Annotated in this window: 25 protein-coding genes; 12 read left to right on the forward strand and 13 right to left on the reverse strand. The window is 60.5% G+C overall.

Annotation, left to right across the window (positions count from 1 at the left end):
• The first annotated feature begins 10 nt into the window (after positions 1 to 10).
• The 6 genes from nosZ to ACYQ6M_RS27170 are packed head-to-tail and all read left to right on the forward strand — an operon-like array spanning position 11 to position 6,526.
• Positions 11 to 1,921 (forward strand): TAT-dependent nitrous-oxide reductase, encoded by a 1,911-nt coding sequence (nosZ, locus tag ACYQ6M_RS27145; protein ID WP_460076724.1) that lies wholly within the window; start codon positions 11 to 13, stop codon positions 1,919 to 1,921.
• 3 nt (positions 1,922 to 1,924) lie between these two features.
• A complete protein-coding gene (locus ACYQ6M_RS27150) occupies positions 1,925 to 3,208 on the forward strand; it encodes a nitrous oxide reductase family maturation protein NosD (protein WP_460076726.1) in 1,284 nt (427 codons plus the stop codon).
• Positions 3,205 to 4,125: an ABC transporter ATP-binding protein gene (locus tag ACYQ6M_RS27155; protein ID WP_460076728.1), complete on the forward strand. Its 921-nt coding sequence runs from the start codon at positions 3,205 to 3,207 to the stop codon at positions 4,123 to 4,125. Before ACYQ6M_RS27150 ends, ACYQ6M_RS27155 begins: the two co-directional genes overlap by 4 nt.
• 3 nt (positions 4,126 to 4,128) lie before the next feature.
• Positions 4,129 to 4,959: an ABC transporter permease gene (locus ACYQ6M_RS27160; protein ID WP_460076730.1), complete on the forward strand. Its 831-nt coding sequence runs from the start codon at positions 4,129 to 4,131 to the stop codon at positions 4,957 to 4,959.
• Entirely contained in the window at positions 4,956 to 5,504 is a 549-nt protein-coding gene (locus tag ACYQ6M_RS27165; RefSeq protein ID WP_289809495.1) for a nitrous oxide reductase accessory protein NosL, read from the forward strand. The genes ACYQ6M_RS27160 and ACYQ6M_RS27165 overlap by 4 nt, the downstream gene beginning before the upstream one ends.
• On the forward strand, positions 5,501 to 6,526 hold the full coding sequence (locus ACYQ6M_RS27170) for an FAD:protein FMN transferase (protein ID WP_460076732.1): 1,026 nt from the start codon (positions 5,501 to 5,503) through the stop codon (positions 6,524 to 6,526). The genes ACYQ6M_RS27165 and ACYQ6M_RS27170 overlap by 4 nt, the downstream gene beginning before the upstream one ends.
• A gap of 12 nt (positions 6,527 to 6,538) precedes the next feature.
• Here the strand turns inward: ACYQ6M_RS27170 and ACYQ6M_RS27175 are convergent, their stop codons facing one another.
• The 12 genes from ACYQ6M_RS27175 to ACYQ6M_RS27230 all read right to left on the reverse strand — a co-directional run bounded on the left by ACYQ6M_RS27175 (position 6,539) and on the right by ACYQ6M_RS27230 (position 16,673).
• Positions 6,539 to 6,940 carry a hypothetical protein gene (locus ACYQ6M_RS27175; RefSeq protein WP_460076734.1) on the reverse strand — a complete coding sequence of 134 codons (402 nt, stop codon included), beginning with the start codon at positions 6,938 to 6,940 and terminating at the stop codon, positions 6,539 to 6,541.
• Positions 6,941 to 6,965: 25 nt separating this feature from the next.
• On the reverse strand, positions 6,966 to 7,217 hold the full coding sequence (locus tag ACYQ6M_RS27180) for a hypothetical protein (protein WP_023001466.1): 252 nt from the start codon (positions 7,215 to 7,217) through the stop codon (positions 6,966 to 6,968).
• Positions 7,214 to 7,957: a CbiX/SirB N-terminal domain-containing protein gene (locus ACYQ6M_RS27185; RefSeq protein ID WP_460076736.1), complete on the reverse strand. Its 744-nt coding sequence runs from the start codon at positions 7,955 to 7,957 to the stop codon at positions 7,214 to 7,216. Before ACYQ6M_RS27185 ends, ACYQ6M_RS27180 begins: the two co-directional genes overlap by 4 nt.
• Positions 7,914 to 9,461, reverse strand: a complete 1,548-nt coding sequence (locus ACYQ6M_RS27190) for a cytochrome D1 domain-containing protein (protein WP_460076738.1) — start codon at positions 9,459 to 9,461, stop codon at positions 7,914 to 7,916. Before ACYQ6M_RS27190 ends, ACYQ6M_RS27185 begins: the two co-directional genes overlap by 44 nt.
• The gene (gene nirJ, locus ACYQ6M_RS27195; RefSeq protein WP_460076740.1) at positions 9,436 to 10,656 is read right to left on the reverse strand and encodes a heme d1 biosynthesis radical SAM protein NirJ; all 1,221 of its coding nucleotides are present in this window, start codon (positions 10,654 to 10,656) and stop codon (positions 9,436 to 9,438) included. Before nirJ ends, ACYQ6M_RS27190 begins: the two co-directional genes overlap by 26 nt.
• A gap of 3 nt (positions 10,657 to 10,659) precedes the next feature.
• On the reverse strand, positions 10,660 to 11,148 hold the full coding sequence (gene ahbB, locus ACYQ6M_RS27200; protein WP_023001470.1) for a siroheme decarboxylase subunit beta: 489 nt from the start codon (positions 11,146 to 11,148) through the stop codon (positions 10,660 to 10,662).
• Positions 11,145 to 11,600: an Lrp/AsnC family transcriptional regulator gene (locus ACYQ6M_RS27205; protein ID WP_370198358.1), complete on the reverse strand. Its 456-nt coding sequence runs from the start codon at positions 11,598 to 11,600 to the stop codon at positions 11,145 to 11,147. Before ACYQ6M_RS27205 ends, ahbB (ACYQ6M_RS27200) begins: the two co-directional genes overlap by 4 nt.
• Entirely contained in the window at positions 11,597 to 12,586 is a 990-nt protein-coding gene (gene ahbB / locus ACYQ6M_RS27210) for a siroheme decarboxylase subunit beta (RefSeq protein WP_460076743.1), read from the reverse strand. The genes ACYQ6M_RS27205 and ahbB (ACYQ6M_RS27210) overlap by 4 nt, the downstream gene beginning before the upstream one ends.
• Before the next feature lie 3 nt (positions 12,587 to 12,589).
• Positions 12,590 to 13,738: a cytochrome D1 domain-containing protein gene (locus ACYQ6M_RS27215; RefSeq protein WP_460076745.1), complete on the reverse strand. Its 1,149-nt coding sequence runs from the start codon at positions 13,736 to 13,738 to the stop codon at positions 12,590 to 12,592.
• Entirely contained in the window at positions 13,735 to 14,052 is a 318-nt protein-coding gene (locus ACYQ6M_RS27220; protein WP_023001474.1) for a c-type cytochrome, read from the reverse strand. The genes ACYQ6M_RS27215 and ACYQ6M_RS27220 overlap by 4 nt, the downstream gene beginning before the upstream one ends.
• Entirely contained in the window at positions 14,045 to 14,848 is an 804-nt protein-coding gene (gene cobA, locus ACYQ6M_RS27225; protein WP_460076747.1) for a uroporphyrinogen-III C-methyltransferase, read from the reverse strand. The genes ACYQ6M_RS27220 and cobA overlap by 8 nt, the downstream gene beginning before the upstream one ends.
• A 70-nt stretch (positions 14,849 to 14,918) precedes the next feature.
• Complete coding sequence (locus tag ACYQ6M_RS27230; protein ID WP_055660798.1) at positions 14,919 to 16,673, reverse strand: nitrite reductase; 1,755 nt, start codon at positions 16,671 to 16,673, stop codon at positions 14,919 to 14,921.
• Positions 16,674 to 17,043: 370 nt separating this feature from the next.
• On the opposite strand from ACYQ6M_RS27230, the gene ACYQ6M_RS27235 reads away from it, so the two are divergent.
• Genes ACYQ6M_RS27235 through ACYQ6M_RS27260 form a run of 6 tightly spaced genes read left to right on the forward strand, consistent with a single transcriptional unit; the run spans position 17,044 to position 22,520 of the window.
• On the forward strand, positions 17,044 to 17,496 hold the full coding sequence (locus ACYQ6M_RS27235) for a c-type cytochrome (protein ID WP_023001477.1): 453 nt from the start codon (positions 17,044 to 17,046) through the stop codon (positions 17,494 to 17,496).
• 24 nt (positions 17,497 to 17,520) lie between these two features.
• Entirely contained in the window at positions 17,521 to 18,891 is a 1,371-nt protein-coding gene (locus ACYQ6M_RS27240; protein WP_023001478.1) for a cbb3-type cytochrome c oxidase subunit I, read from the forward strand.
• Between the two features lie 5 nt (positions 18,892 to 18,896).
• Entirely contained in the window at positions 18,897 to 19,706 is an 810-nt protein-coding gene (locus ACYQ6M_RS27245; protein WP_460076749.1) for an AAA family ATPase, read from the forward strand.
• 10 nt (positions 19,707 to 19,716) lie between these two features.
• Positions 19,717 to 21,654 (forward strand): VWA domain-containing protein, encoded by a 1,938-nt coding sequence (locus ACYQ6M_RS27250; protein ID WP_460076752.1) that lies wholly within the window; start codon positions 19,717 to 19,719, stop codon positions 21,652 to 21,654.
• An 8-nt stretch (positions 21,655 to 21,662) separates the two neighbouring features.
• Complete coding sequence (locus tag ACYQ6M_RS27255) at positions 21,663 to 22,241, forward strand: cytochrome c oxidase subunit 3 family protein (protein WP_228866720.1); 579 nt, start codon at positions 21,663 to 21,665, stop codon at positions 22,239 to 22,241.
• A 6-nt stretch (positions 22,242 to 22,247) separates the two neighbouring features.
• Positions 22,248 to 22,520 carry a cytochrome C oxidase subunit IV family protein gene (locus tag ACYQ6M_RS27260; protein ID WP_460076754.1) on the forward strand — a complete coding sequence of 91 codons (273 nt, stop codon included), beginning with the start codon at positions 22,248 to 22,250 and terminating at the stop codon, positions 22,518 to 22,520.
• Here ACYQ6M_RS27260 and ACYQ6M_RS27265 read toward each other — a convergent pair.
• The gene (locus ACYQ6M_RS27265) at positions 22,510 to 23,070 is read right to left on the reverse strand and encodes a DUF4202 domain-containing protein (RefSeq protein ID WP_460076756.1); all 561 of its coding nucleotides are present in this window, start codon (positions 23,068 to 23,070) and stop codon (positions 22,510 to 22,512) included. The genes ACYQ6M_RS27260 and ACYQ6M_RS27265 overlap by 11 nt on opposite strands.

The raw sequence follows: 23,070 nt of genomic DNA on the forward strand, positions 1-23,070 counted from the left end.
GAGATCAGCCATGAAGGACACTCAAGAACAGAGCGGCGTATCCCGCCGGGATCTGTTGGGCGGATCAGCCAAAACCGCCATCGTCGCCGGTATGGGCGCAGTCGCCCTCAGCGGTGCAGACCTTGCATATGCGCAGGGAGACGGACAGAAGTTCGAACTCGCACCGGGTGAACTCGACGAATATTACGGCTTCTGGTCGTCCGGCCAAAGCGGCGAGTTGCGCATTCTCGGTTTCCCGTCCATGCGCGAACTGATGCGTGTTCCGGTGTTCAACCGTTGCTCGGCAACCGGCTGGGGCCAGACCAATGAGTCCCTCAAGATCCTGACGGAAGGTCTGCTGCCGGAAACCAAGGCGTATCTCGCGGCACAGGGCAAGGTCACCTATGACAACGGCGACCTGCACCATCCGCATATGTCCTTCACCGACGGCACCTATGACGGTCGTTACATCTTCGCCAACGACAAGGCGAACACGCGCGTGGCCCGCATCGATTGCACCACGATGAAGTGCGACAAGATCATCGAGATCCCGAACGCACACGACATCCACGGCATGCGGCCGCAGAAATATCCGCGCACGGGCTATGTCTTTGCCAATGGCGAGCATGAAGCCCCGCTGGTCAACGACGGCAAGATCCTGGACGATCCGTCCCAGTATTCCTGCCTGTTCACCGCCATCGACGGTGACGAGATGAAGGTCGCCTGGCAGGTGATCGTATCGGGCAACCTCGACAACTGCGACGCCGACTACCAGGGCAAATACGCCTTTTCGACCAGCTACAACTCGGAAATGGGCATGAACCTTGCCGAAATGACCGAGAGCGAACTGGATCATTGCGTCGTCTTCAACATCAAGGCGATCGAGGATGCCGTCGCTGCGGGCAACTACCGGGAACTCAACGGTGTGCCGATCGTCGACGGCCGGAAAGAAGCCAATTCCCAGTTCACCCGCTATATCCCGGTTCCGAACAGCCCGCACGGCTGCAACGCGGCACCGGACAAGAAGCACATCGTCATCAACGGCAAGCTGTCACCCACCTGCACGGTGATCGACGTGACCAAGGTCGACGCGCTCTTCTCTGACAATGCTGATCCACGCTCGGCCGTTGTCGCCGAGCCGCAGCTTGGCCTTGGCCCGCTCCATACGGCTTTCGACGGCAAGGGCAATGCGTTCACCACCCTGTTCCTCGACAGCCAGATCGTGAAATGGAACGTCGACAAAGCCATCCGCGCCTATGCGGGCGAAGAAGTCGATCCGATCATCTCGAAGGTCGATGTGCATTATCAGCCGGGCCACAACTCCACATCCATGGGTGAAACCGCGGAAGCGGACGGCAAATGGCTGATCTCGATGAACAAGTTCTCCAAGGACCGGTTCCTGAATGTCGGTCCGCTGAAACCGGAGAACGAACAGCTCATCGACATTTCCACCGACGACATGAAAGTCGTTCACGACGGGCCGACGTTCGCCGAGCCGCATGACAGCATCATCGTACATGCGTCGAAGCTGAATCCGGCAACTGTCTGGGATCGCAACCATCCCTGGTTTGACGATGCCAAGAAACAGGCGGCCGCCGACGGCGTCGATCTGGAATACGCCGCGGACGTCATCCGCGACGGCAACAAGGTGCGTGTCTACATGCACTCGGTCGCACCGACATTCAGCCTCGAGAAGTTCACGGTAAAGCAGGGCGACGAAGTGACCATCTACGTCACCAACATCGATGATATCGATGACCTGACCCATGGCTTCTGCCTGTCCAACTATGGCATCGCCATGGAAGTTGGTCCGCAGGCGACCGCATCGGTCACCTTTGTTGCCGAACGCCCGGGCGTCCATTGGTACTATTGCCAGTGGTTCTGCCATGCGCTGCACATGGAAATGCGCGGCCGGATGTTCGTGGAACCGAGGAACGCCTGAGCCATGCACCGCGCCTTTTTCAAATCACTGGCACTTTCCACCGCTGCTGTGGCGAGCCTGACCGTCTGCGGTCCGCTACAGGCGGAAGAATGGCAGGTACCAGCCGAAAAGGGCGCCTTGCAGCAGGTTCTTCAACAAGCGCAGGCCGGGGACATTCTCCGGCTTGCACCCGGCAAGCATCAGGGGCCTGTGGTTCTCGACAAACCCTTGACGCTAAGTGGAGCGGGCAAGGCTGGTATTGCCGGAAACGGCACCGGCAGCGTCGTCACCATCAACGCACCGGACAGTGTCGTGGAAGGGCTGGAACTGACCGGCTCCGGCCTCTCGCAGGAAACGCTGGATGCAGGCGTCAAGCTGTCCAAGACCGCGCATCGCGCCATCGTGCGTGACAACCGGATCCTCGACAACCTGACAGGTGTCGATGTTCATGGTGCGCGCAACGCAACTGTGTCCAACAATCTCATCGAAGGCCGTCAGGACCTGCGCAAGAACGAGCGCGGCAACGGTATCTACGTCTGGAACGCGCCTGATCTTCTGGCGGAATACAACACGATCCGGTACGGCCGCGACGGCATCTTCGTCAACACCAGTCCCAAGGACACCTTCCGCAACAACCGGTTCGAAGACCTGCGTTTTGCCGTTCACTACATGCACGGCAACAATGGTGTCATCGAGAACAACGTTTCCGAAGGCAACGACATCGGCTACGCGCTGATGTTTTCCGACCGGCTGAAGGTACGCAACAACGTCTCGATCGGCGACCGCAATCACGGCCTCATGCTCAACTATGCCAATCACGCCGAGATTTCCGGCAACCAGGTTGAAGGCGGCGGCGAGAAGTGCCTGTTCATGTACAACGCCAACAAGAACACGGTGACAGACAACAGCTTCGAAGGCTGCCCCATCGGTGTTCACTTCACCGCGGGTTCTGCAAATAACGCCTTCAAGGGCAATGCCTTCATCGCCAACAAGACCCAGGTGAAATACGTCGGCAGCCGCCAGCTTGACTGGAGCACGGACGGGCGCGGCAACTACTGGAGCGACCACCCGGCCTTCGACATGAACGGCGACGGCATTGCCGACACCGCCTACCGGCCCAACGACATGGTCGACCAGGTCCTCTGGACCCAACCTTCCGCCAAGCTTCTGGTCGGCAGTCCGGCTGTTCAGCTGCTGCGGTGGACCCAATCTCAATTTCCGGCGCTACTGCCAGGCGGCATCGTCGATAACGCCCCACTGATGCATCCGCCGGTGCGGGCGACACCGAATTCGGGAGTTCAAGGATGACCGAAACGTCCCTTTCTGCACCGACCCTCCGCGTGGACGGCGTCTGCAAGACCTTTTCCGGGCACAAGGCCGTCGATGACGTGTCTTTTTCGCTGAACGCAGGTGAACGGGTTGCCATGCTCGGGCACAACGGCGCAGGCAAGACCACACTGTTCAAGATCGTGCTCGGGTTTCTGAAGCGCGACCATGGAGACGTCGCTGTCATGGGAGCTGCCCCCGGCAGTCACGATGCCCGTGTCGGCACGGCCTATCTACCGGAATCGGTCGCCTTTCCCGCCTCGCTCACCGGCAAGGAAGTGCTGACCTTCTACGCGAGACTGAAAGGCGAAAACCCTGCCAGGGCCTTGCCGCTGCTCGAAAGGGTCGGCCTGGCGGAGGCTGCAAAACGGCGGGTCGGCACCTATTCCAAGGGCATGCGTCAACGCCTTGGTCTCGCCCAGGCTCTTGTCGGGAGACCTCGGTTGATCCTGCTCGACGAACCGACGACAGGCCTTGATCCTATCTCCCGGCTGACGGTCTATGAACTGATCGGTGAAATCGCCGGTCAGGGAACGACGGTGCTGCTGTCGTCTCACGCCCTCACCGAACTGGAGGCCCGGACAGACCGGATCCTGATCCTGTCGAAAGGCCGGCTCGTTGCCGACGACATCCTGAGCCGCCTGCGTGCCCAGGCAGGGTTGCCGATCAGGCTGAAGGTCTGGACCAGGCCCGAAGATCTTGCCCATGTCTCCGAAAGCCTCGGCGGCGGGCAGATGAACGGACGTTCGGTCGAATTCAACTGCAACGCGGACGACAAGGTCAAAGCCCTTTCGGCAATCAGCGCGCTCGGCAACCTGGTTGAGGATGTCGATGTGCACGCGCCGAGCCTCGACGACGTTTACCGGTATTTTTCCAGCTCCGCTGGCAAGGAGGCCTGAACCATGTTCTCCAGAATCCTCACCGTAGCTGGACAAGAAATCCGAATTGGTATCCGCAACAGGTGGATCCTGCTTGCAGCGATGATCCTCGCCGTGTTCTCGCTGGCGCTCGCCCTGCTCGGCTCGGCACCAGCCGGAACGCTCGGCGTCGACCGCCTGACCATTACCGTTGCCTCTCTGGCCAGTCTGTCGGTCTATCTCGTGCCGCTCATCGCGCTGTTGCTCGCATTCGACGCCATCTGCGGCGAGATCGAACGCGGTACTTTGCTGATGACGCTGTCCTGCCCGATCTCCCGTGTCGAATTCCTGATCGGCAAGGCCGTCGGCCACACGCTGGTTCTGGCATTCGCACTGGTTGTCGGCTACGGCCTGACCGCCGGGTTGCTTGTGGCAGCGGGTTTCGGCTCCCCCTCGGGCCTTGCGGATTTTGCGCGTCTGATCGCAACCTCGATCCTGCTCGGCGTCTGCTTTCTCGCCACGGGCTACGTTCTGAGTTCACTGACACGCCAGTCGCGCACTGCGGCGGCGGCTTCAGTTGCCGTTTGGCTGATGCTGGTCGTCCTGTATGACCTTGCGCTGCTTGGCGCGCTGGTCGCAAACCCAAGCGGTGTCTTTGCGTCCGACGTTTTCCCCTACGCCATCCTGCTCAATCCGGCCGACGCCTTCCGCCTGTTCAACCTGGCCGCCCTCGGCGCAAGCGATCTGGTGGGCGGCATGGCCGGGGTGGCAGACACGCTGCCTTTCGATCCCTTGCTTGCCCTTGGCTCCCTGGCCGCATTTGCCGGCCTGACCATGGCTGGCTCCGCTCTTCTGATAAAAAGGATTGCGCCATGAAACGCGCGCTCATTTCCATCTTCATGCTCGGGGTCCTGGCTGCCTGCCAGGAAGAGGTTCAGATTGCCAGACCCGAAGCCGTGCAACTGACACCGGAAGCGGCTGGTCACTACTGCCAGATGACCGTTCTGGAACATGACGGCCCCAAGGCCCAGATCCATCTGGCAGGAAATCCCAATCCGCTCTGGTTCACACAGGTGCGCGATGCGGTTGCCTTCCTGCGCTCTCCCGAAGAGCCGAAGGATATTGCTGCCGTTTATGTCAACGACATGGAGCGGGCAGAAAGCTGGACCCAGCCGGGCACCGACAACTGGATCGATCTGGATGGGGCCTGGTTCGTCATCGGCAGCAACGTGGCAGGCGGCATGGGCGCCCCGGAAGCAATTCCCTTTGGTACGCAGGCCGGAGCAGATGCCTTCGCACGGGACAACGAGGGCCGCGTCGTCCGCGCTGAAGACATCCCGACCGAGTACGTTCTGGGAGCCGTCGATGTGTCCGCTGCCACCTCGGTCCCCATGGCTGCAGAACACGGGGCTGCGCAATGACACATGCAACCATCAATCACCCCCCCATGAACCGCAGGCGTTTCCTGCGGATCTGCGCCGCCGGTGTTACTGGTCTTGCTTTGCCGACGGGTGCCGCAATGGCAGGTGCACAGGCCCAATTGTACCGCTGGCGCGGCATTGCGCTCGGGGCTGGGGCCGAGATCGATATCCTGCATGAAAGTGCAAGCGAAGCGAAACGCCTGTTCACCAGGGTGGAAGCGGAAATCCGCAGGCTGGAAGCGATCTTCAGTCTCTACCATCCGGACAGCGAGCTGGTCCGGTTGAATGCCAACGGACGGCTTTCGGCACCTTCTCTGGAAATGGTCGATCTGCTCGGCCTGTGCGACAGGCTTCATGCCGCGACTGAAGGAGCCTTCGACCCGACCATTCAATCTTTGTGGGCCTATTACGCCAGGCAGGCGTCCGGCGACACCGGCGAGGATCTTGCGGCTGCCCGAAGTCGCACAGGCTTCGGACACGTCGTTTATGGCCCGGGCGAGATCCGCTTTGCGCAAAAAGGGATGTCCATGTCCTTCAACGGCATTGCCCAAGGCTACATAACGGACAGGGTGACGGCCCTGCTAGCCGCGAAGGGATGCACGAACATGGTGGTCGATCTCGGTGAGATCGTCACCAGAGGCGGGCCGGATGAAGAACCTGCTCTTGACGAAGGCGCTCACCGTGGCTGGCCGGTGACCTTGCAGCCAGTGGCCGAACGCGCAGAGGCGGCTACCAGGATCAGATTGATGGACGCTGCCGTTGCCAGTTCCGCACGCCTCGGAACGACCTTCGATCAGGCCGGCCGGCGCTCCCACATCATCGATCCGCGAACCGGCCTGCCGGTTGCGGGTGCGGTAGATGGCGCCAGCGTCATTGCTCCGGCCGCAGCTCTCGCCGATGGCCTGTCCACGGCTGCATTGGTGCTTGAAGAGAACCGCCTTGGCAGAGCCCTTACCGACTTTCCGGCAACCAGCGCCTTCGTTGTGCGCCGCGATGGTTCGACAGGGTGGCTGACGGCTTGAGGAGGGCGTCTATCAGCGGTTTACGGCGCGCAGGGCGATCGAGGTAACGATCGCCCAGAAGCCCGTTCTGAAGATCAACGCCACGAGAGTGCGCGTTTCATGAGGCCCGCCCTGGGACACATACACAAGGAATGCACATAAGACGATCGCGGTCCCGATCAGAATCGCGATGGCCATCCAGCGAGCCCACCCTCTGGCGAACCAGAGGCCGATGCCGGTCGTTACATATGCAAAGCCCGCCAGGAAATTGAACCACAGGACAAACGAGACGACGTTGCCAGCCAGTCTGGATAGCTGATCGCCACCAAAGAGAACCGTTCCACCGCTCACGACTGTCATGACACCGAAAACAGCGGCGGCGGCACCAGCCATGCGCAGGCCAGTTCCTCGACGCATGTCCCTTTGTATCAACATGGTCCGTTTCCCGTTTACGAGGGTATCAATCTGCCGGTGGCAGTTTTCCATCTGCTTCGTCCATCAGTCGCCGCACCCACTTTGCTGCAAGCCATGTGGCCGGGATGCCGAGTGGCAAGCTGATCCAGATCGACACGATAGGCGACAGGGCCGGCAAGCCGATGGCCTGCCCCATCAGGCTGAGCATGAAGAGATTGATGGCAACGGCAGCGGCCGTGAACGGATAAAGCACGATCGCAAGTTTGCGCACCGGCCAGCCGGTTTCGATCCGGGTCACGCCGCCAGTTCCTTCCGATTGGCGCTCTCCAGCGCGCAGGCAATGAGTTTGGGTACGAAAGGCGCCTCGATCAGCGGAGCAAGGCGCAGTCCCTCGAACCCGGCCTTGTCGAGAGCTTCCGGAATGTCCTGGGTCACGTGGTGCCCGTTTCCGGCGAACAGGGGTAACAAGACCGTTCTCATGCCGCAACTTGTAGCCGTTTGTTCCAGTAAGGGTGCTTCTTCCAGGAAGCCCAGCCGAATCGGTCTTTCCGGCAACCATTCGGCAAGACCAGCGGCAAAGCGGACGGTGCTTTGCGCGGTCGACCGGCAGGTTGCCGACCCATGGGCCGCGAGCAGCAGTTCGTAGCCGGACGCGTTCCAGTGGGTTCTTTCTGCCGTCATTTCCAGAAAATGCGCCGTCAACCGTGGCAACTCGGGATGAATACCGAGGGCAGGCAGCTGCCGGGCGCCCGTCCCTTTCAGCCTGCCTGTCAGAGCGGTCTGCGTAAACCAGCCTTCGGCCATGAAAACCGGAAAAACAAGCGGTTCAGGCCCGGCAAGGCCCAGAGTCCGTTCAAGAGCGCCAGGCGCGGCCAGCGTGGCCGAGCGAATGGACCAGCCGGGCAGGAATTCGCGGACTTGCTGCGCAAGTCCGCGCAAATACGCTTCACCTGCCTGCGGGTGCGACGGCTGGCCGTGCGAGACGAGGATCGCCTCAATGGCTCGTTCCTTCCGAAAAGGTGATCTTGTTCCAGACATTGTACTTCCCCGAAGGTTTGCGCATGGGCAGGCGCCGGATCTCTTCCAGCGTACTGGCGTCGTAGACAATCACCGCACCGTCGTCCTCCCAGACGGAGACAAGGGCATAACGGCCATCTTTCGTGAATTCGACATGGGCAACCGTCGCGCCTTCGACGGGCTTCAAGGTCTTGACGATTTCCAGGCTTTCCTTGTCGATCACATGAATTTCGTCCTTGTTCGGACCGAAGAAGACATCGGCCCAGAAATAGGGCGTGTTCTCATGACTGCGCAGGAAGAAGCCGGGACCGTCGGTCTTGATTGTCGCAATCGGCTTCCAGGTTTCGGTGTCGATGACCGACAGCTTGCCTTCTTTCAGATGCGGGGTCGCCATGACCCTGCGGCCATCCCGCTCCCAGCTGATACCGGACCCGAGATGCGGCATGCCTTCCAGCGGCAGTTCAGCGATTTCACGTCCGACATTCAGGTTGACCACGACACCGCGCGCACCGTCGCGCGACGCTCCGACGAGATGCCGGTAATCGTCATCGAAAAAGAAATCGTCAAGCGGTTCCGCCGTCAGGATCCGGCGGCGGGCGAAGAGACCGACGGACGAAGGCAAAGCTTCGACCATGCCTTTTTCCCGGCTGTGCACGAAGCCTTCGTAGACCGGGTCGGCTTCCGGATCGGTCGCTACTTCCCAGATTTCCGGAGCATCCTTCAAGGCAAGGATGAAGCTCTTGCGGTTGGGAGCCTGATAGACCGCCGAAACGCGACTGGCCGTACCGTCCTTGGCCGTCACATCCATCACGGTTGCGACCGAAAGGTCCTCGGTCGACAGGATCGTCAGCGTCATCGGCAGATAGTTGGCAACCGCCAGCCACTTGCCGTCATGGCTCATGGCAATGTTGCGGCTGTTGAGCCCTGCCCGCACCCGGCCGACTTCCTGAAGCGCGTAGAGATCGTATTTCTGGACCCAGCCGTCGCGCGACATGATGAAGACATAGCGCCCGTCCGGCGAGAATTTCGGCCCGCCATGGACCGCAAACGGCGTTGCGAACCTGTCGAGTGTCTCGAAGGTATCGCCGTCAAGAACACTCACGTGATGATCACCAGTTTCGACGACAAGGGTGATGTTCATCGGATCGGACTGCCAGACCGGTTTTTCGACCGGCTGATAGTCCTCGTTGATCACCTGGCTGGCGGCAATATCCGTTTCGGTCCAGTCCGGAACCTCGCTCAGCGGTTCTTTCAAAAAGGCGGCAAGGGCCTCGATCTGATCGGCACCTAGAATATCGGCGAATGCCGGCATCTGCGTCGCCTTGCGGCCGTCGCGAATGACAGCGTCCAGATCCGGTCCGCGCATGCGGCCGAGGGTCTCCGGGATCAGTGCCGGTCCGACACCACCAAGACGGCCTGCTCCATGGCAATCCTGGCAGTTGTCTGCATAGTCCTGCGCGGGGCCTGCAACCGAAAGCGAGGTCATCAGAAGGAGTGCGCTAAGCGAAGCGGTGAGCCGGATCATGGCGTTTTCCTCGGAACGGGGTCACGGCCAGGCGCTCGCCGCCAGGGCCGGCAAGCCCGATTTCGTCGTCATTGAGATAACAGGCAGGGTCTTCGGCCCAGGGGTCGCCAGTCAGTTGCAGTGCGCGGATACGGGTATTGCCGCCGCACACGTCCTTGAAGGCACAGGTACCGCAGCGCCCCTTGAGCGGTCTTGGCCTTGTTCTGAGCCGGGCCAGCATGGGGTCTTCACCGGTCCAGAGTTCGGAAAACGGAACGGATTTCACGCTGCCAATGGTGTAGTCGGACCAGTAGGTATCCGGATGCACGTTGCCGAGGGTGTCGATGTTGGCGACACCGAGACCGGAGGAATTGCCTCCCCAGGCCGCAAGATGACCGCGCACATGGGCTGCCGTTTCCGGACCAAAGATCCGCTTTACCCAATCCAGAAAGTAAACCGCGTCGGCATCATTGTTGCCGGTTACGATATCGAGTGGCCGGCCACCGCTGACACCTTGCCATGCGCGGTCCATCAGAATGTCCATTGCCCATCTGGAGCGCTTGTGCGCGGCATCTTCGCCGCGGTGCTTGTCGCCCCTGCCGGCATAGACGAGATGGGACAGATAGAACTTGTCGACACCTTCATCGTCGCACAGACGCAGAAGATCCGGCAGGCTTTCGTGGTTGCCCTCGGTCAGGGTGAAGCGCAGCCCGACCTTGATGCCGCGTGACTTGCATTCGCGAACGCCCCGCAGGGCAGACTGGAAAGCTCCCTCGACGCCACGAAACCAGTCGTTTGTCGCCCCGATCCCGTCAATGGAAATGCCCACATAATCGAAACCGATCTCGGCCACCTTGTCGGCAGTCTCGCCATGCAGCCTGGTGCCGTTGGTCGACAGGGCCAGCATGCGCACAAGGCTTCTGGCGCGCCCCGCGATCTCGAACAGATCCTTCCTGTCGAGCGGCTCACCTCCGGACAGGATCAGGGCGGGAATGCCGAGGAGTCCAAGATCCTCCAGGGTTGCCATGGCCTGGTCGTGGCTCAACTCGCCCGGAAAATCGACGTCTGCCGACACGGTGTAGCAATGCCGGCATTTCAGGTTACAGCGTCGGGTCAGGTTCCAGATCACCACCGGTTTGACTGCACCGGTGCCGCGGCGTGTCCTGACAGGTGTCGGCTCTACGATCTGGTGCATGTATTCCGAGAGGCGGAACATCGTTCAGCCCTCCTTGCCGCGAAGGCGCATGCCGGTCTTTTTCAGGATGCGCGTTGAAAACAGGATGTCGCCGGCACGGCAGGCCTTGCCCAGCAGACTGGAAATCTCCGCCCGCTTTGCAATAACTTCCTCGCGGGTTTCTCCATGAACCATGGCAAAGAGGTTGTAAGGCCAGTCGGGCAGCGCCCGCGGACGGCGGTAACAATGCGTAACGAACGGCAGGGCGCCGACCTTTTCACCGAGACTGTCAACCACTGCGTCATCGACATCCCAGACGGTCATTCCGTTGGCTGTCATGCCGAGCCGGTAATGATTTGGGGCGGCCCCGATACGCCGGATGACACCTTGCGCCTTCAGCTGCTTCAGGCGGTCGATCAGCTCCGCTTCGCTCAGTCCCAGGCTTTCCGCAACCACGGCAAAGGGTCTGGTGACCAGAGGCAATCCGGCCTGTGTGGCTTCGACGATCGTTCGGTCCTGTGGGGTCAAGGTCATGCGTTCACCCGAAAGCCTATGAAAAACTCGCGTTCCTTCGGAAACAGCAGCACCGGCAAGCCTGTGTCGCGTTCGATTGCTTCGGCAGTTGCCGAAATTGCGGCCTGACTTTCCGTTGCCAGGACGAACCACATGTTGAGCTTGTGGTCCCGTTCATAGTTATGGGCGACTTCGGGGTAAGCATTGACTTTGGTTAAGACGTCTTCGAAACGCTCTGGCGGTACCGCGATGGCGCAAAGGCAAAAGGCACCGCCAAGGGCTTCCGCATCGAAGAAGGGTCCGAACCGTGTCAGTAGGCCGTCGTCGCGCAAGGTCCGGATGTGCCCCGCAACCTCTTCTTCACTCAGGCTCAGTTCCTGCGCCAATTCCTGAAAGGGATGCGGAACCAGCGGCAGATCGTCCTGCAGACGATTGATCAAGGTCCGCTCAAGAGGAGACAGTTTCCGGGTCATGCCGCAACTCCCTGACGAGAGATCAGCGCCCCGGTCTGCTTGAAGCAACGGGTGGAAAAGAGAACGTCGTGTCTGACGCCCCCCACTTCCGGCAAGCGCGATGCCTGAATGAGAACATCCAGTGCCTGCGACCGGCTCCGGCCGTGAATCATGCAGTAAAGCCGATAGGGCCACACGCCTGCCACGGGCCTGCGTTCGTAACACAGGGTCACCCCCGGATGCGCAGCAAGCGCCGGGCCCGCCGAGGCGATCCTTTCCGGTTCGATATCCCAGACAACCATGGCGTTCGCGCGCCAACCAAGGGCGCGATGACGTACAATCACGCCGAAGCGGGAAATGATACCGGCGTCAAGCAACCTTCCAATCTGTTCCAGAACGTCCTCTTCCGTTCGGCCGAGGTGTTCTGCGATACGCAGGTAGGGACGCTGTATGATCGGTAGTCCTGTGGTCAGAGCCTGCAGGAGGTCATCGTCTCCCTCCTGCAGTCGCTCCAACCGGACCGGCCGGGGCACTGGTGGCCGGCCCAGGCCGCCGTTCAAGCTGAAGCCTAGGTCTATATTGAACGGACGGATGATCGGGAGATCCAGTACGGCAAGCTGAGTCTGGTCTCGAATGGTGTCCAGAACCCCGTTGACATGCTCCCGGTCCGGGCCTGTGGCAACGAACCAGAGGTTCCGGTAATTCTCCCGTAGGTAGGAATGATTTATGCCCGGCTGAGCACCGACGATCCCGGCAACGGCCTCGATGCGATCGTGTGGCACCGACATGGCCGCCAATGTGCTTGCCGAAACCGTGTTGGGTGCACAGGTGGCACCAACACGCGTGATCCGGCCGGTCGCAGCCATATCCTGCAGCCGCCCGATAACGTCACCTTCGGAGCAGTTCGTTCCCGCTGCAATGATCTCGAAAGGTCTCGGCACCAACGGGAAGTCCCGTTGCCAGTTGTCGAGCAGGGTCAGGTCAATGGGATCGATGAGGCTTGTCATGGCTCACAACCCCGTCCTGTGTGCCCGGACTGTAAAGAAGATGCCGGATGGGCTTTCGGCGTCGATTTCGCCTGTCTTCTCGAAGGTCCGGGTGTTGTAAATCATGACCTTGCCGGCATCGCGCACGGAAACCCAGACCTCGTTACCGCGTGGCGTGAATTCCATGTGCAGTACGGCAGGGCCGGGTTTGAATTCGTGAACGACCTGCTTTGTGACCGTATCGATCACCTGGATGGTGTCATTGAGCGGATGTGCGAAGTTTACCCAGACCTGGCGGCCATCGGGTCTCGCCATGGCAAAGACCGGTTGACCATGGGTACTGGTGCGTCCGGTTTCGGCGAGCGTTTCACCATCGACCCACAGAACCTCGTGGTGCCCGACGGCAGGCAGGACAAACTCCTGGCCCGCGCGTGCCCAACCTTCCAGATGGGGCATCTTGTAGACCGGTAGCTCCGCTTCCCCGCGGCCATATCCGGGCAAAACGCGAATTGGTTCGGGATTTTCCTGCCACAGGTCGAGCGCGGTCAATCCGTCTTCGCCAAACAGGCCTGTGATGTAGAGACGGCCGTCACCGGTGATCAGAGCATCATAGGGGTTGGTGCCCATGCCGGTAATCCTGGTGATCTTCGGTTCCTCCGAATTGAGGTCCGCGATCCAGGTTTCGCCTGCATCCCACAAAGTGAAGACAAAGCGTTTGCCGGGCGCATCGACAAGACCGATTGTCTTCGACCCGGTCGGAATATCTGCAACCATCTCCAGCGTCTGAGCGTCGAAGATACGCACACCGCCAGGCTCATAGTTGGAAACCGCGACCAGTGAGCCGTCGTCCGAGATGGCCCCGCCGATGGCGTTTCCGGATTGAATCACCCGCTTGGCTATCCGTTTCTCGACAAGATCGACCTTGGAAAGGCCGCCATCGCGGCCGAAGACATAGGCGAAACGTTCGTCCGGTGAATAGACCAGGCTTGCATGGGAAAGGTCGCCAAGCCCTTCTATCCGTGCCAGGGAGGCACGGTCGGACTGATCGACCAGCAACAGAGACCCGCTCGCCCGTTCAACCACAAGACCGAGATCGCCGGTGGCAACGACCGACTGCGCCTGGACAGTGCCGGTCAACATGGCTGCCAGAACGGCTCCACATAGCCACTTCATTTCGTGTCTCCCTTCAAAAGATATTCGGCAATTTTTCTCGCGTCGGCCTCGCTCAGGATCGGACGCCAGGGAGGCATTGCCGTTTTCGGGATGCCGTCCAGAACCACCGTGGACAGGGTGTCGATGTCGTAATGGCCAAGTGCATCCGGCCGGATGTCCGGTCCAAGGCCACCTTTCAGTGTCATGCCGTGACACGAGCCGCAGTCCTGTCGCACCAGGTTGACCAATGCCGCAGGCGTTTCCTGTTCCTCGGCAAGCGCGAGGCTTGTGATGGCCAGAAGACAGAAGGCAATGGTGAGCAGCGTCTTAAGCATGGACCAGCCTTCCGGCTGCGCCGCTGTCCACGGTACTGAGCATGGCGTCAAAGGTTGTTGCCGGCCATTCGGCACTCAGGGTCACGACCTTGCCGACAACAAACAGCACCGGCGCCTTGAACCTGGCGTCGCGGATATCGATCGCGATCCTGTCGAGTTCGGAATAGAGCCTGGTTTCACGCGGTGTCGTCGCGTTTGCGATGGCAAGTACAGGGGTTGTCCCGCTCAGTCCTTCGGCAATCAGGCGCAGGGCAATCTGCCCGATGTTGGCAACCCCCATGTAGACGACCAGCGTGGTGTCCTCGCAGGCGAGACTTTTCCAATCGAGGTCGAGAACGCCGTTTGCCTGCCGGTGTCCGGTCACATAGCGGACGCCAGTTGCCAGACCACGATGGGTGAGCGGCACACCTGTTACGCAGGCAGCCCCCTGGGCAGCGGTAATGCCGGGCGCATATTCGACCGAGATGCCGCGTGACAAAAGATGTTCGGCTTCTTCCGAACCGCGACCGAAGATCAGCGGATCGCCGCCTTTCAGGCGGGCGACGGTCAAGCCTTCCAGCGCCAGTTCTTCAAGGATCTCGTTGATCCTCTCCTGAGGAACGGGATGATTGTCGGGCGATTTTCCAACAGGCACCTGCAGGGCACCGGACGGAGCCAACGACAGGATTTCAGGTGAAACCAGACGATCGAAAACGACCGCATCCGCTTCCTGGAGCATTCGCAGGGCCTTGAGCGTCAGAAGCTCCGGGTCTCCGGGTCCCGCACCGATCAGATAGACCTTCCCTGGCTGTTTCATCGTTTGCTCCTGCAGGCGGCATGGAAGAAAGAAACGGGAGAGGCGGAATTCCGCCTCTCCCGGCGGGACGTCAGTAGACGTCGGCGCGCGTGTTGAAGACGTTGAACTTGCCGGTCGGAGTGATCAGCCGTTCGTCCTTGATGACGTGCTTCAGCTCGAGCGTCTTGTCGTCAACGACGACGATCGCGCTTTCCTTGTCCTTGGCGTTCCAGACGGAGAACCAGATTTCCTCGCCCGCCTGGTCGAATTCGCCCTGAACGACACGCGGCTGGCCCTCGCCGACATCCGCCCATTCGACAATCGGCAGAACCTTGTATTCAGGTTCTTCCTGGGTCAGGTCGTCGACGTTGAACACAGCGATCGCGCCCGAGACTTCCGCGTCCGGGTTCAAGGGTGCATCCACGTAGAGATGGTTCGACTTCGGATGGGACTTGACGAAGAGCGAGCCCCCACCGAGACCATAGAGAGTCTGCACGACCTTCCAGGCACTGTCCGGATGGCCTTCCGGATCCGTCCCGATCAGGGCGACGGTTTCATCACCGAGGTGCGAAGTGACCCAGACAGGACCGTAGGTCGGGTGGATCAGGTTGGCACCACGCCCCGGATGAGGTGTCTGACCGCCCGTTTCAAGTAGGGCCGTCAGCTTGCCTTCCTTGGTGTCGACGACCGCGACCTTGCCGCGGGCATTGGCAGCCACGAGGAAGTAACGCTTGGTGCTGTCGAACCCGCCGTCGTGGAGGAAGCGTTCGGCTTCGATCTCGGTCGTCTTCAGGTTCTTGATGTCCGAGTAGTCGACCAGCAGGATCTTGCCGGTTTCCTTCACGTTGACGATGAATTCCGGGTTGTAGTGCGATGCCACGATGGAGGCGACGCGCGGCTCGGGATGATAGGTCTGGTCGTCGTAGACCATGCCACGGGTCGACTTGATCTTGAGCGGCTCCAGCGTGTCGCCGTCCATGATCACATATTGCGGCGGCCAGTAGGAGCCGGCGATCGCATACTTGTCTTCCCAACCCTTCATCTTCGATGTTTCGATGGAGCGGGCTTCGGTGCCGACCTTGATCTGCGCCACTGTTGCCGGTTCTTCCATCCAAAGGTCGATCATGTTCACAAGCGCATCGCGCCCGATCACGTAAAGATAGCGGCCTGAGGCGGAAATACGCGAAATGTGAACCGCGTAACCGGTGTTGATCACCGCATGGATGGCATAGGTTTCACCGTCGATAAGGGCGACCTGGCCGCTGTCGCGCAGGGTGACCGAGAAGAGGTTGTCGATGTCGATATCGTTCAACTTTTCTTTCGGACGGTCTTCCGGTGCAACCAGCACCTTCCAGCTCTTGCGCATTTCGTCCATGCCGAACTCTGGCGGTGACGCCGGTTCCAGCAGGATGTAGCGCGCCATCATGTCGACCTGTTCCTCGGTCAATTCACCCGAGGTCCCCCAGTTCGGCATGCCGGCGGGCGATCCGTAGGTGATGAAGTCGCGCAGATATTCGTAGCCGTTTTCCCGGGTGATATCCGTGGTCAGCGGCTTGCCGGTCGCGCCCTTGCGCAGCACGCCGTGGCAACCGGCGCAGCGTTCGAAATAGATCTGGTTTGCATTTTGATATTCTTCAGGCGTCATCACGGGATCGCCTTCCTTGCGCCCCGGAATCTCGACCTTCAGCTGGCCGAGAGTTGACATGCTAGGCTCATAGGCAGCTGAAGGACCACTGCCGTGGTCCGCCGGCTTGTCTTGGGCAGAAACGCCAACTGCCGACAATCCGAGTGTGAAAGCCACACTCATCAGCAGCGCATTTCTCCGAATGGCTCGTGTCGAGATCATGATTAGTCTCCGTTCGACTGGTGAGGCAATCGGACGGTGCGCGCAGGCAGGGTCTGCTTCCTTGACTTTCGTTAACTTGAAATTTTCAGGCAGGTTTGTTCAGCCATGTCCGTCGGGAAAACCGGCAAGACACGAGTTTCCTAGGCGTTTGTTTTTATTGATACAATTACGAGTTCACCGCCTGCAAAACGACACAATTGTCGCAGGGGAGCATGCACTTCACGGCACCATCGGCGAACGCGTCGATCCCATTGCAACGAATTTCACTGTCTTCGGCACCGCTTTCCGGTCCACTTGACTTTGGTTAAGGAAATGCGGCTGCGCGCTGGCACCCTCCCGGCAGGATCAACTCCGGGGAAAGGAGCGCGCTATGCGCGAAGTCATGACCAAAAGCATGGCCCGAAACATATTCTATGGCGGGTCGCTTTTTTTCATCATCATCTTTGTGGGGCTGTCGGCGCACAGCCACCTTTACATCACCAGCACATCGACGAATGCGGAAACGCTGACCGAAAGCGTTGCCGCAGGCAAACGGGTCTGGGAGGACAAGGCCTGCATCAACTGTCACACGATCCTCGGCGAGGGTGCGTATTTCGCCCCCGAAGTCGGCAACGTGATGACCCGTTGGGGCGTGCTGGACGATCCTGACCTGGCATTCGAGACCCTCAAGGGCTGGATGGAATCCCAGCCTTCCGGCATCGAAGGCCGCCGACAGATGCCGCAGTTCCACCTGACGGACGAAGAGATCCGCGATCTCTCGAACTTCCTGATCTGGACAGACAAGATCGACGCCCAGGACTGGCCGCCGAACGACGCCGGCTGATTTTGAACGCTGAGGAAACCCAAGATGAAATACCAATCTCAAAAGGTTGCGCTGGCGTATTTCGCCGTGGCGCTCGGCCTGTTCGCCGTCCAGGTTCTGGGCGGGTTGCTCGCGGGCTACATCTATGTGGCGCCGAACTTTCTGTCGGAGCTGCTTCCCTTCAACATCGTGCGGATGCTGCACACAAACAGCCTGATCGTCTGGCTGCTGCTCGGCTTCATGGGCTCCGCCTACTTCCTGATCCCGGAAGAAGCGGAACGGGAAATCCATTCCACCAAGCTCGCCTATCTGCAGCTCATCATTCTGGTGGTCGGCACATTAGGTGTGGTTCTCACCTATGTCTTCAACCTGTTTGAAGGCAACTGGCTGCTGGGCAAGGAAGGCCGCGAGTTCATCGAACAGCCCAAATGGGTCAAGGTGGGCATCGTTGTTGCCGCCCTCATCTTCCTGTTCAACATCACCATGACAGTGCTGAAGGGCAAGAAAACCGCGATCACCAACATCCTGCTTCTGGGCCTGTGGGGCTTGGCGCTCCTGTTCCTGTTCAGCTTCTACAATCCAAGCAACCTCTCGCTCGACAAGCAGTACTGGTGGAACGTCGTACACCTGTGGGTCGAAGGTGTCTGGGAACTGATCATGGCCTCGGTCCTCGCCTACCTGATGCTGAAGCTGACCGGCGTCGACCGCGAAGTCATCGAAAAATGGCTCTACGTCATCGTTGCCGCCGCACTGTTCTCCGGCATCCTGGGCACCGGCCACCATTACTACTGGATCGGGACACCCGGATACTGGCAGTGGATCGGCTCGATCTTCTCCTCGCTGGAGGTGATCCCCTTCTTTGCCATGATGGCCTTTGCCTTCGTGATGGTGTGGAAAGGCCGGCGGGACCACCCCAACAAGGCCGCGCTGCTGTGGTCGCTCGGTTGCGCAACGCTCGCCTTCTTCGGTGCCGGTGTCTGGGGCTTCCTGCATACCCTGCATGGCGTGAACTACTACACCCACGGCACGCAGATCACCGCTGCCCACGGACACCTGGCCTTCTTCGGTGCCTATGTTTCCCTGAACCTGGCGATCATCACCTACGCCATGCCGCTTCTGCGCGGCCGGGATCCCTACAACCAGGTGCTCAACATGGCATCCTTCTGGCTGATGGCCGGTGGCATGTCCTTCATGACCTTCGTGCTGACGTTCGCCGGAACGGTGCAAACTCACCTGCAGCGTGTCATGGGCGAATACTACATGGACGTTCAGGACCAGCTGGCCGTGTTCTACTGGATGCGCTTCGGGGCCGGTGCTGCCTTCGTCCTCGGCGCCATCCTGTTCATCTACGCAGTTGCTGTGCCACGCCGCGAAGTCATCCAGCCGGGTGAAGCAGCCGGCGCCCCGGCGGAGTGACGGATATGGACGCAACAGTCTCCATGGAAAGGGGGGCGGCACCTGCCCCCTTCTACCTCTCGCAAGGCGACGAATGCGATGTCTTCGAAGCCGCGCACCGGAACGGCCTGCCGGTTCTGCTGAAAGGACCGACCGGCTGCGGCAAGACCCGGTTCGTCGCCCATATGGCGGCAAGGCTCGGCCGCAAGCTTTATACGGTCGCCTGTCATGACGACCTTGCCGCCGCCGATCTGATCGGCCGGTATCTTCTCAAGGGTGGCGAGACCGTCTGGGTGGACGGACCGCTGACACGGGCCGTCAGGGAAGGCGCTATCTGCTATCTCGACGAGGTTGTGGAGGCGCGCAAGGATGTGACGGTCGTGCTGCATCCCCTCACGGATGATCGCAGGACCCTGCCGATCGACAGAACCGGCGAAGAGCTGATGGCCTCACCCGGCTTCATGCTCGTCGCCTCCTACAACCCCGGTTACCAGAACATCCTGAAAACCCTGAAACCATCCACCCGCCAGCGTTTCCTGTCGCTTGAATTCGATTTCCCGCCGGCGGATCTGGAAACCGAAGTGGTTTGCGAGGAAAGCGGCCTCGATCGCGACCAGACCGCCTCGCTGGTGCGCCTGGCCGGGAAACTCAGGGCGCTGAAAGGCCAGGATCTCGAAGAAGGCGTGTCGACCCGTCTGGTCGTCTATGCGGCAACGCTGATTGCCCAGGGCATGCCTGTCGGACGGGCGATCGAAGCTGCAATGATCGAACCGCTGACCGACGATGAAGACGTGAAACGCGGGCTCCTTGATCTTGTCACGGCCGTGTTTGGGTGAGGCCAGACCGATGGGCAAGATCGACATCGAGCCATGGGAACCCGAGGAAACTGTCGGGAAACTGTGGCACGCGTTTGCAAGCCGCCTGGATGCACCCGAGGTGCATCATGGAGCCGCGGTCGGCCTCGATGAGGTCGGCGGGCGGCTTGCTGTCCTTTTCCGGGGATTGGGCGGAGCTCACAGTGTCGAGCTCCGCCCGGTCGCCCAGGAAGTTTCCCGCCATCGCCTCGGATTTCTGAGGCGGCTCGGCACGGAAGCCGAAACCGTGACACGGACCAGCTTCGACGGCGAAATCCTGAGATTGCCGGCCAGCCTTGCGGTGTTCCCGCTGCGGGAGGCAAATGCAGCACTCTATGTCTGGCTGACGGCCCTTGCGGCCCATGCACCAACCCATATCGCCGAAACGGATCCGCTCCGCGCCGATCTTCAAGCGCTCAGGGCGATTTCCGCGATGGTGCGGGACACGCTCGAACACGCTCCCGGCTTGCGGGATCTTTACAGCGCACTCTGCCAGCAGGTGCTGGCAGCAAGACCTCAGGCCCCGCTGCCGGACATGGAAGCAAGGGTCGACAGGCTTGTGCGTCAAATGCTGGGAGACCCCGCACTTCCTCCCCGCGATGTCCTGGTACTTCAGGAGCGGGTTGACCGGAATTCGTTCGAGGAAATAACTGCCCCGCGCGGGTACCGCCCTTTCCGGCCTGTGCCGCTTTGGCCGGATCTCAGAGAGGTCGTGTTTTCAGCGGGAGACGAAGTCGACAGCCGCGAGACAGACGGCCCACCCGAGGAAGCGACCGGCAAGACCGTGCGCGCCCGCAGACGCAAGGCAGATCAGGCGGAACGCAAGGACAGCCTGATCCTCCACAAGTTTGAAGCCATTCTGAGTTGGGCGGAGTTTCTCAATCTCAATCGGCGTGTCGATGACGACGACCACGACAGCGCCAAGAAAGCGGCAGACGATCAGGACGAGATCGGCCTTGGGCAAATCTCCAAGGCACCGGCAACACGTCTGAAGCTGCATCTTGATCTCGCCCCGGAGGATGTCGACCGCGAAAGACTGTCCGGACGGCATCTCTACCCGGAATGGGACACGCGCAGCGGCCGCTATCTGGCAGACCACGTCTGCGTTCTGACCAGCACCGCGGAAGCGGATCCTGAAAAGGGATCTGCCGGTATGGATGAGAAGGCCAAACGGCGCATCCGCTCGGTGAAGAAGCAGTTCGAGGCCCTCCGCCCGGGCCGGGTGACAACACGTGGACACCTGGAAGGCGACGGACTGGATCTTGATGCAGCCGTGCGCTCTGAAGCCGAACGGATTGCAGGCGGCACCGGCTCGGAACGAATCTGGCTGCAGACCCGTCCGGAAGCGCGTGATCTCGCGGTTTCCATCCTGCTCGACGTTTCCCGCTCGACCGAGAGCGCCGTCACCGGACGCGCCGTGATCGATATCGAACGGGAAGCCCTGACAGCTTTGGCCTTGGGTCTGAACGCCTGCGGCGATGATTTCGCCATCACTGCGTTTTCATCCCTGAAACGGCAGCGGGTGTACCTGCAGTCCTGCAAGGGGTTCCATGAACCGATGAGTGCCCTTGTCGAACAGAGGATCGGAACGCTGCGTCCCGGCTTCTACACCCGTCTCGGGGCAGCCATTCGTCATGTATCCGCCGATCTGGCAGCGCAGTCGCGCAAGCGCAAGCTTCTTCTGGTGATCACGGACGGCAAGCCGAACGATCTCGATCACTACGAGGGGCGGCACGGCATCGAAGACACCAGGATGGCAGTTCGGGAAGCCCGGCGGGCAGGCCAATCCGTCTTTGGCGTCACCATCGACAAGTCGGCCAAGTCCTGGTTTCCGCGGTTGTTTGGTCAAGGCGGCTTTGCCGTTATCCCGCATCCCGATCGGCTGACACAGGCCTTGCCGCAGATCTACCGCCAGATTGTCGGAGGCTAGAGCCGCTGATGCACGCTCCGTCACCGAAGCCGGATCAAGACGGCGACGCCGGCATCCTCGACGAGTTGCCCGGGGAACTGATGATGTGGGTGCTCATCGTCAGTGAACTGCTGGTGTTCGGTGCCGGTCTTGCCGCCTTCATGAGCGTGCGAATATCCGATCCGGCAGGATTTGCTGCCGCAAGAGCTCATCTCGACCCGGCGCTTGCGGGCATCAATACGATCGTTCTGATCACCAGTGGTTTTCTGGCGGCCAGAAGCCTGGAGCTTCGGCTTGCGATGAAACGCACCGCGGCGCGTTTGCACCTGATTGGTGCCATGGCCCTCGGCGGCTTGTTCCTCGCCATCAAGATACAGGAATATGCGGTCAAGATAGAACAAGGGATCTCCACAGAGACCCACCCCTTCTTCACCTTCTACTACCTGCTCACCGGATTTCACGCGGCTCATGTGCTTGCCGGTATCGTTGTGCTGGGTCTGGTTGCCTGGAAAGACGAACCACGTACCATCGAAACAGGCACCGCCTTCTGGCATATGGTCGATCTCATCTGGGTTCTGCTGTTTCCGGTGATCTATGTCCTGGGATAGCGAACGATGACCCTTCCCTCCGTCACGCTGGCGTGGATTGCGCTATTGGGCCTGTCGGCCGCTACCGTTCTGGTGACTACAGGCGGAACCGGTCGTTTCAGTCCGGCTCTTTTCGGCGGACTGCTGTTGCTGCTGGCCTTCATCAAGGCACGGATCATCCTGTCCCGATATCTCGGGTTGTGGCAGGCGCCTGCCTGGCTGTCAGGCTTCAGCTGGGTGATCGGGTTCTTTTGCCTGCTGTTGCTGGTGCTTTACGTGGCACCGGGGCTCAGTCCCTGAACGCTTCGGCAAGCTGCTTTGGAAGATCGAATTCGGCAAGCACCCGGGCCCGTCCGTCCTCCGACATCTTCCGTGCCGTTTTCTGCACGATATCGAGCACCTTGCCGTCCTCGTGCTTGGCGGCAAATGGCGCGAAATACCATTTCAGGAACACAAAACAGATCACGTTTTCCAGCGCCTGCACGTCCGCGTCCCGCTTGAGACCTTCCTTGCGCAGCATCTTCGCCGCCGCCTCGATCTCCTCCGGTGAATAGCCCGCGCCTGCCATGATTTCACCGACCCGGTCCGCGTGATGACGGGCCTGATCCCGGCGCCAGGCGTGGTAACCGGCCTTGCCTTCGGGGTAGGACTGGCGCGGAGTGATCCAGCGTTCGATATGCTGCCCCCTGGCCGCGACCTTCAACGGATCGGCCGCATCCGGGTAGAGCCGGTCCAGCTCTTCGCTCATCCGTTGCCCATATAGAAGAGCCGCGGGCTTGCCGTCTTCCTGGTTGGGGTCGGCAGCGTTCGCGGTGTCGATGGCCGTCAGGGCAATGTCCAGTTTCATCAT

Source organism: Roseibium sp. ROS1 (assembly GCF_054658215.1).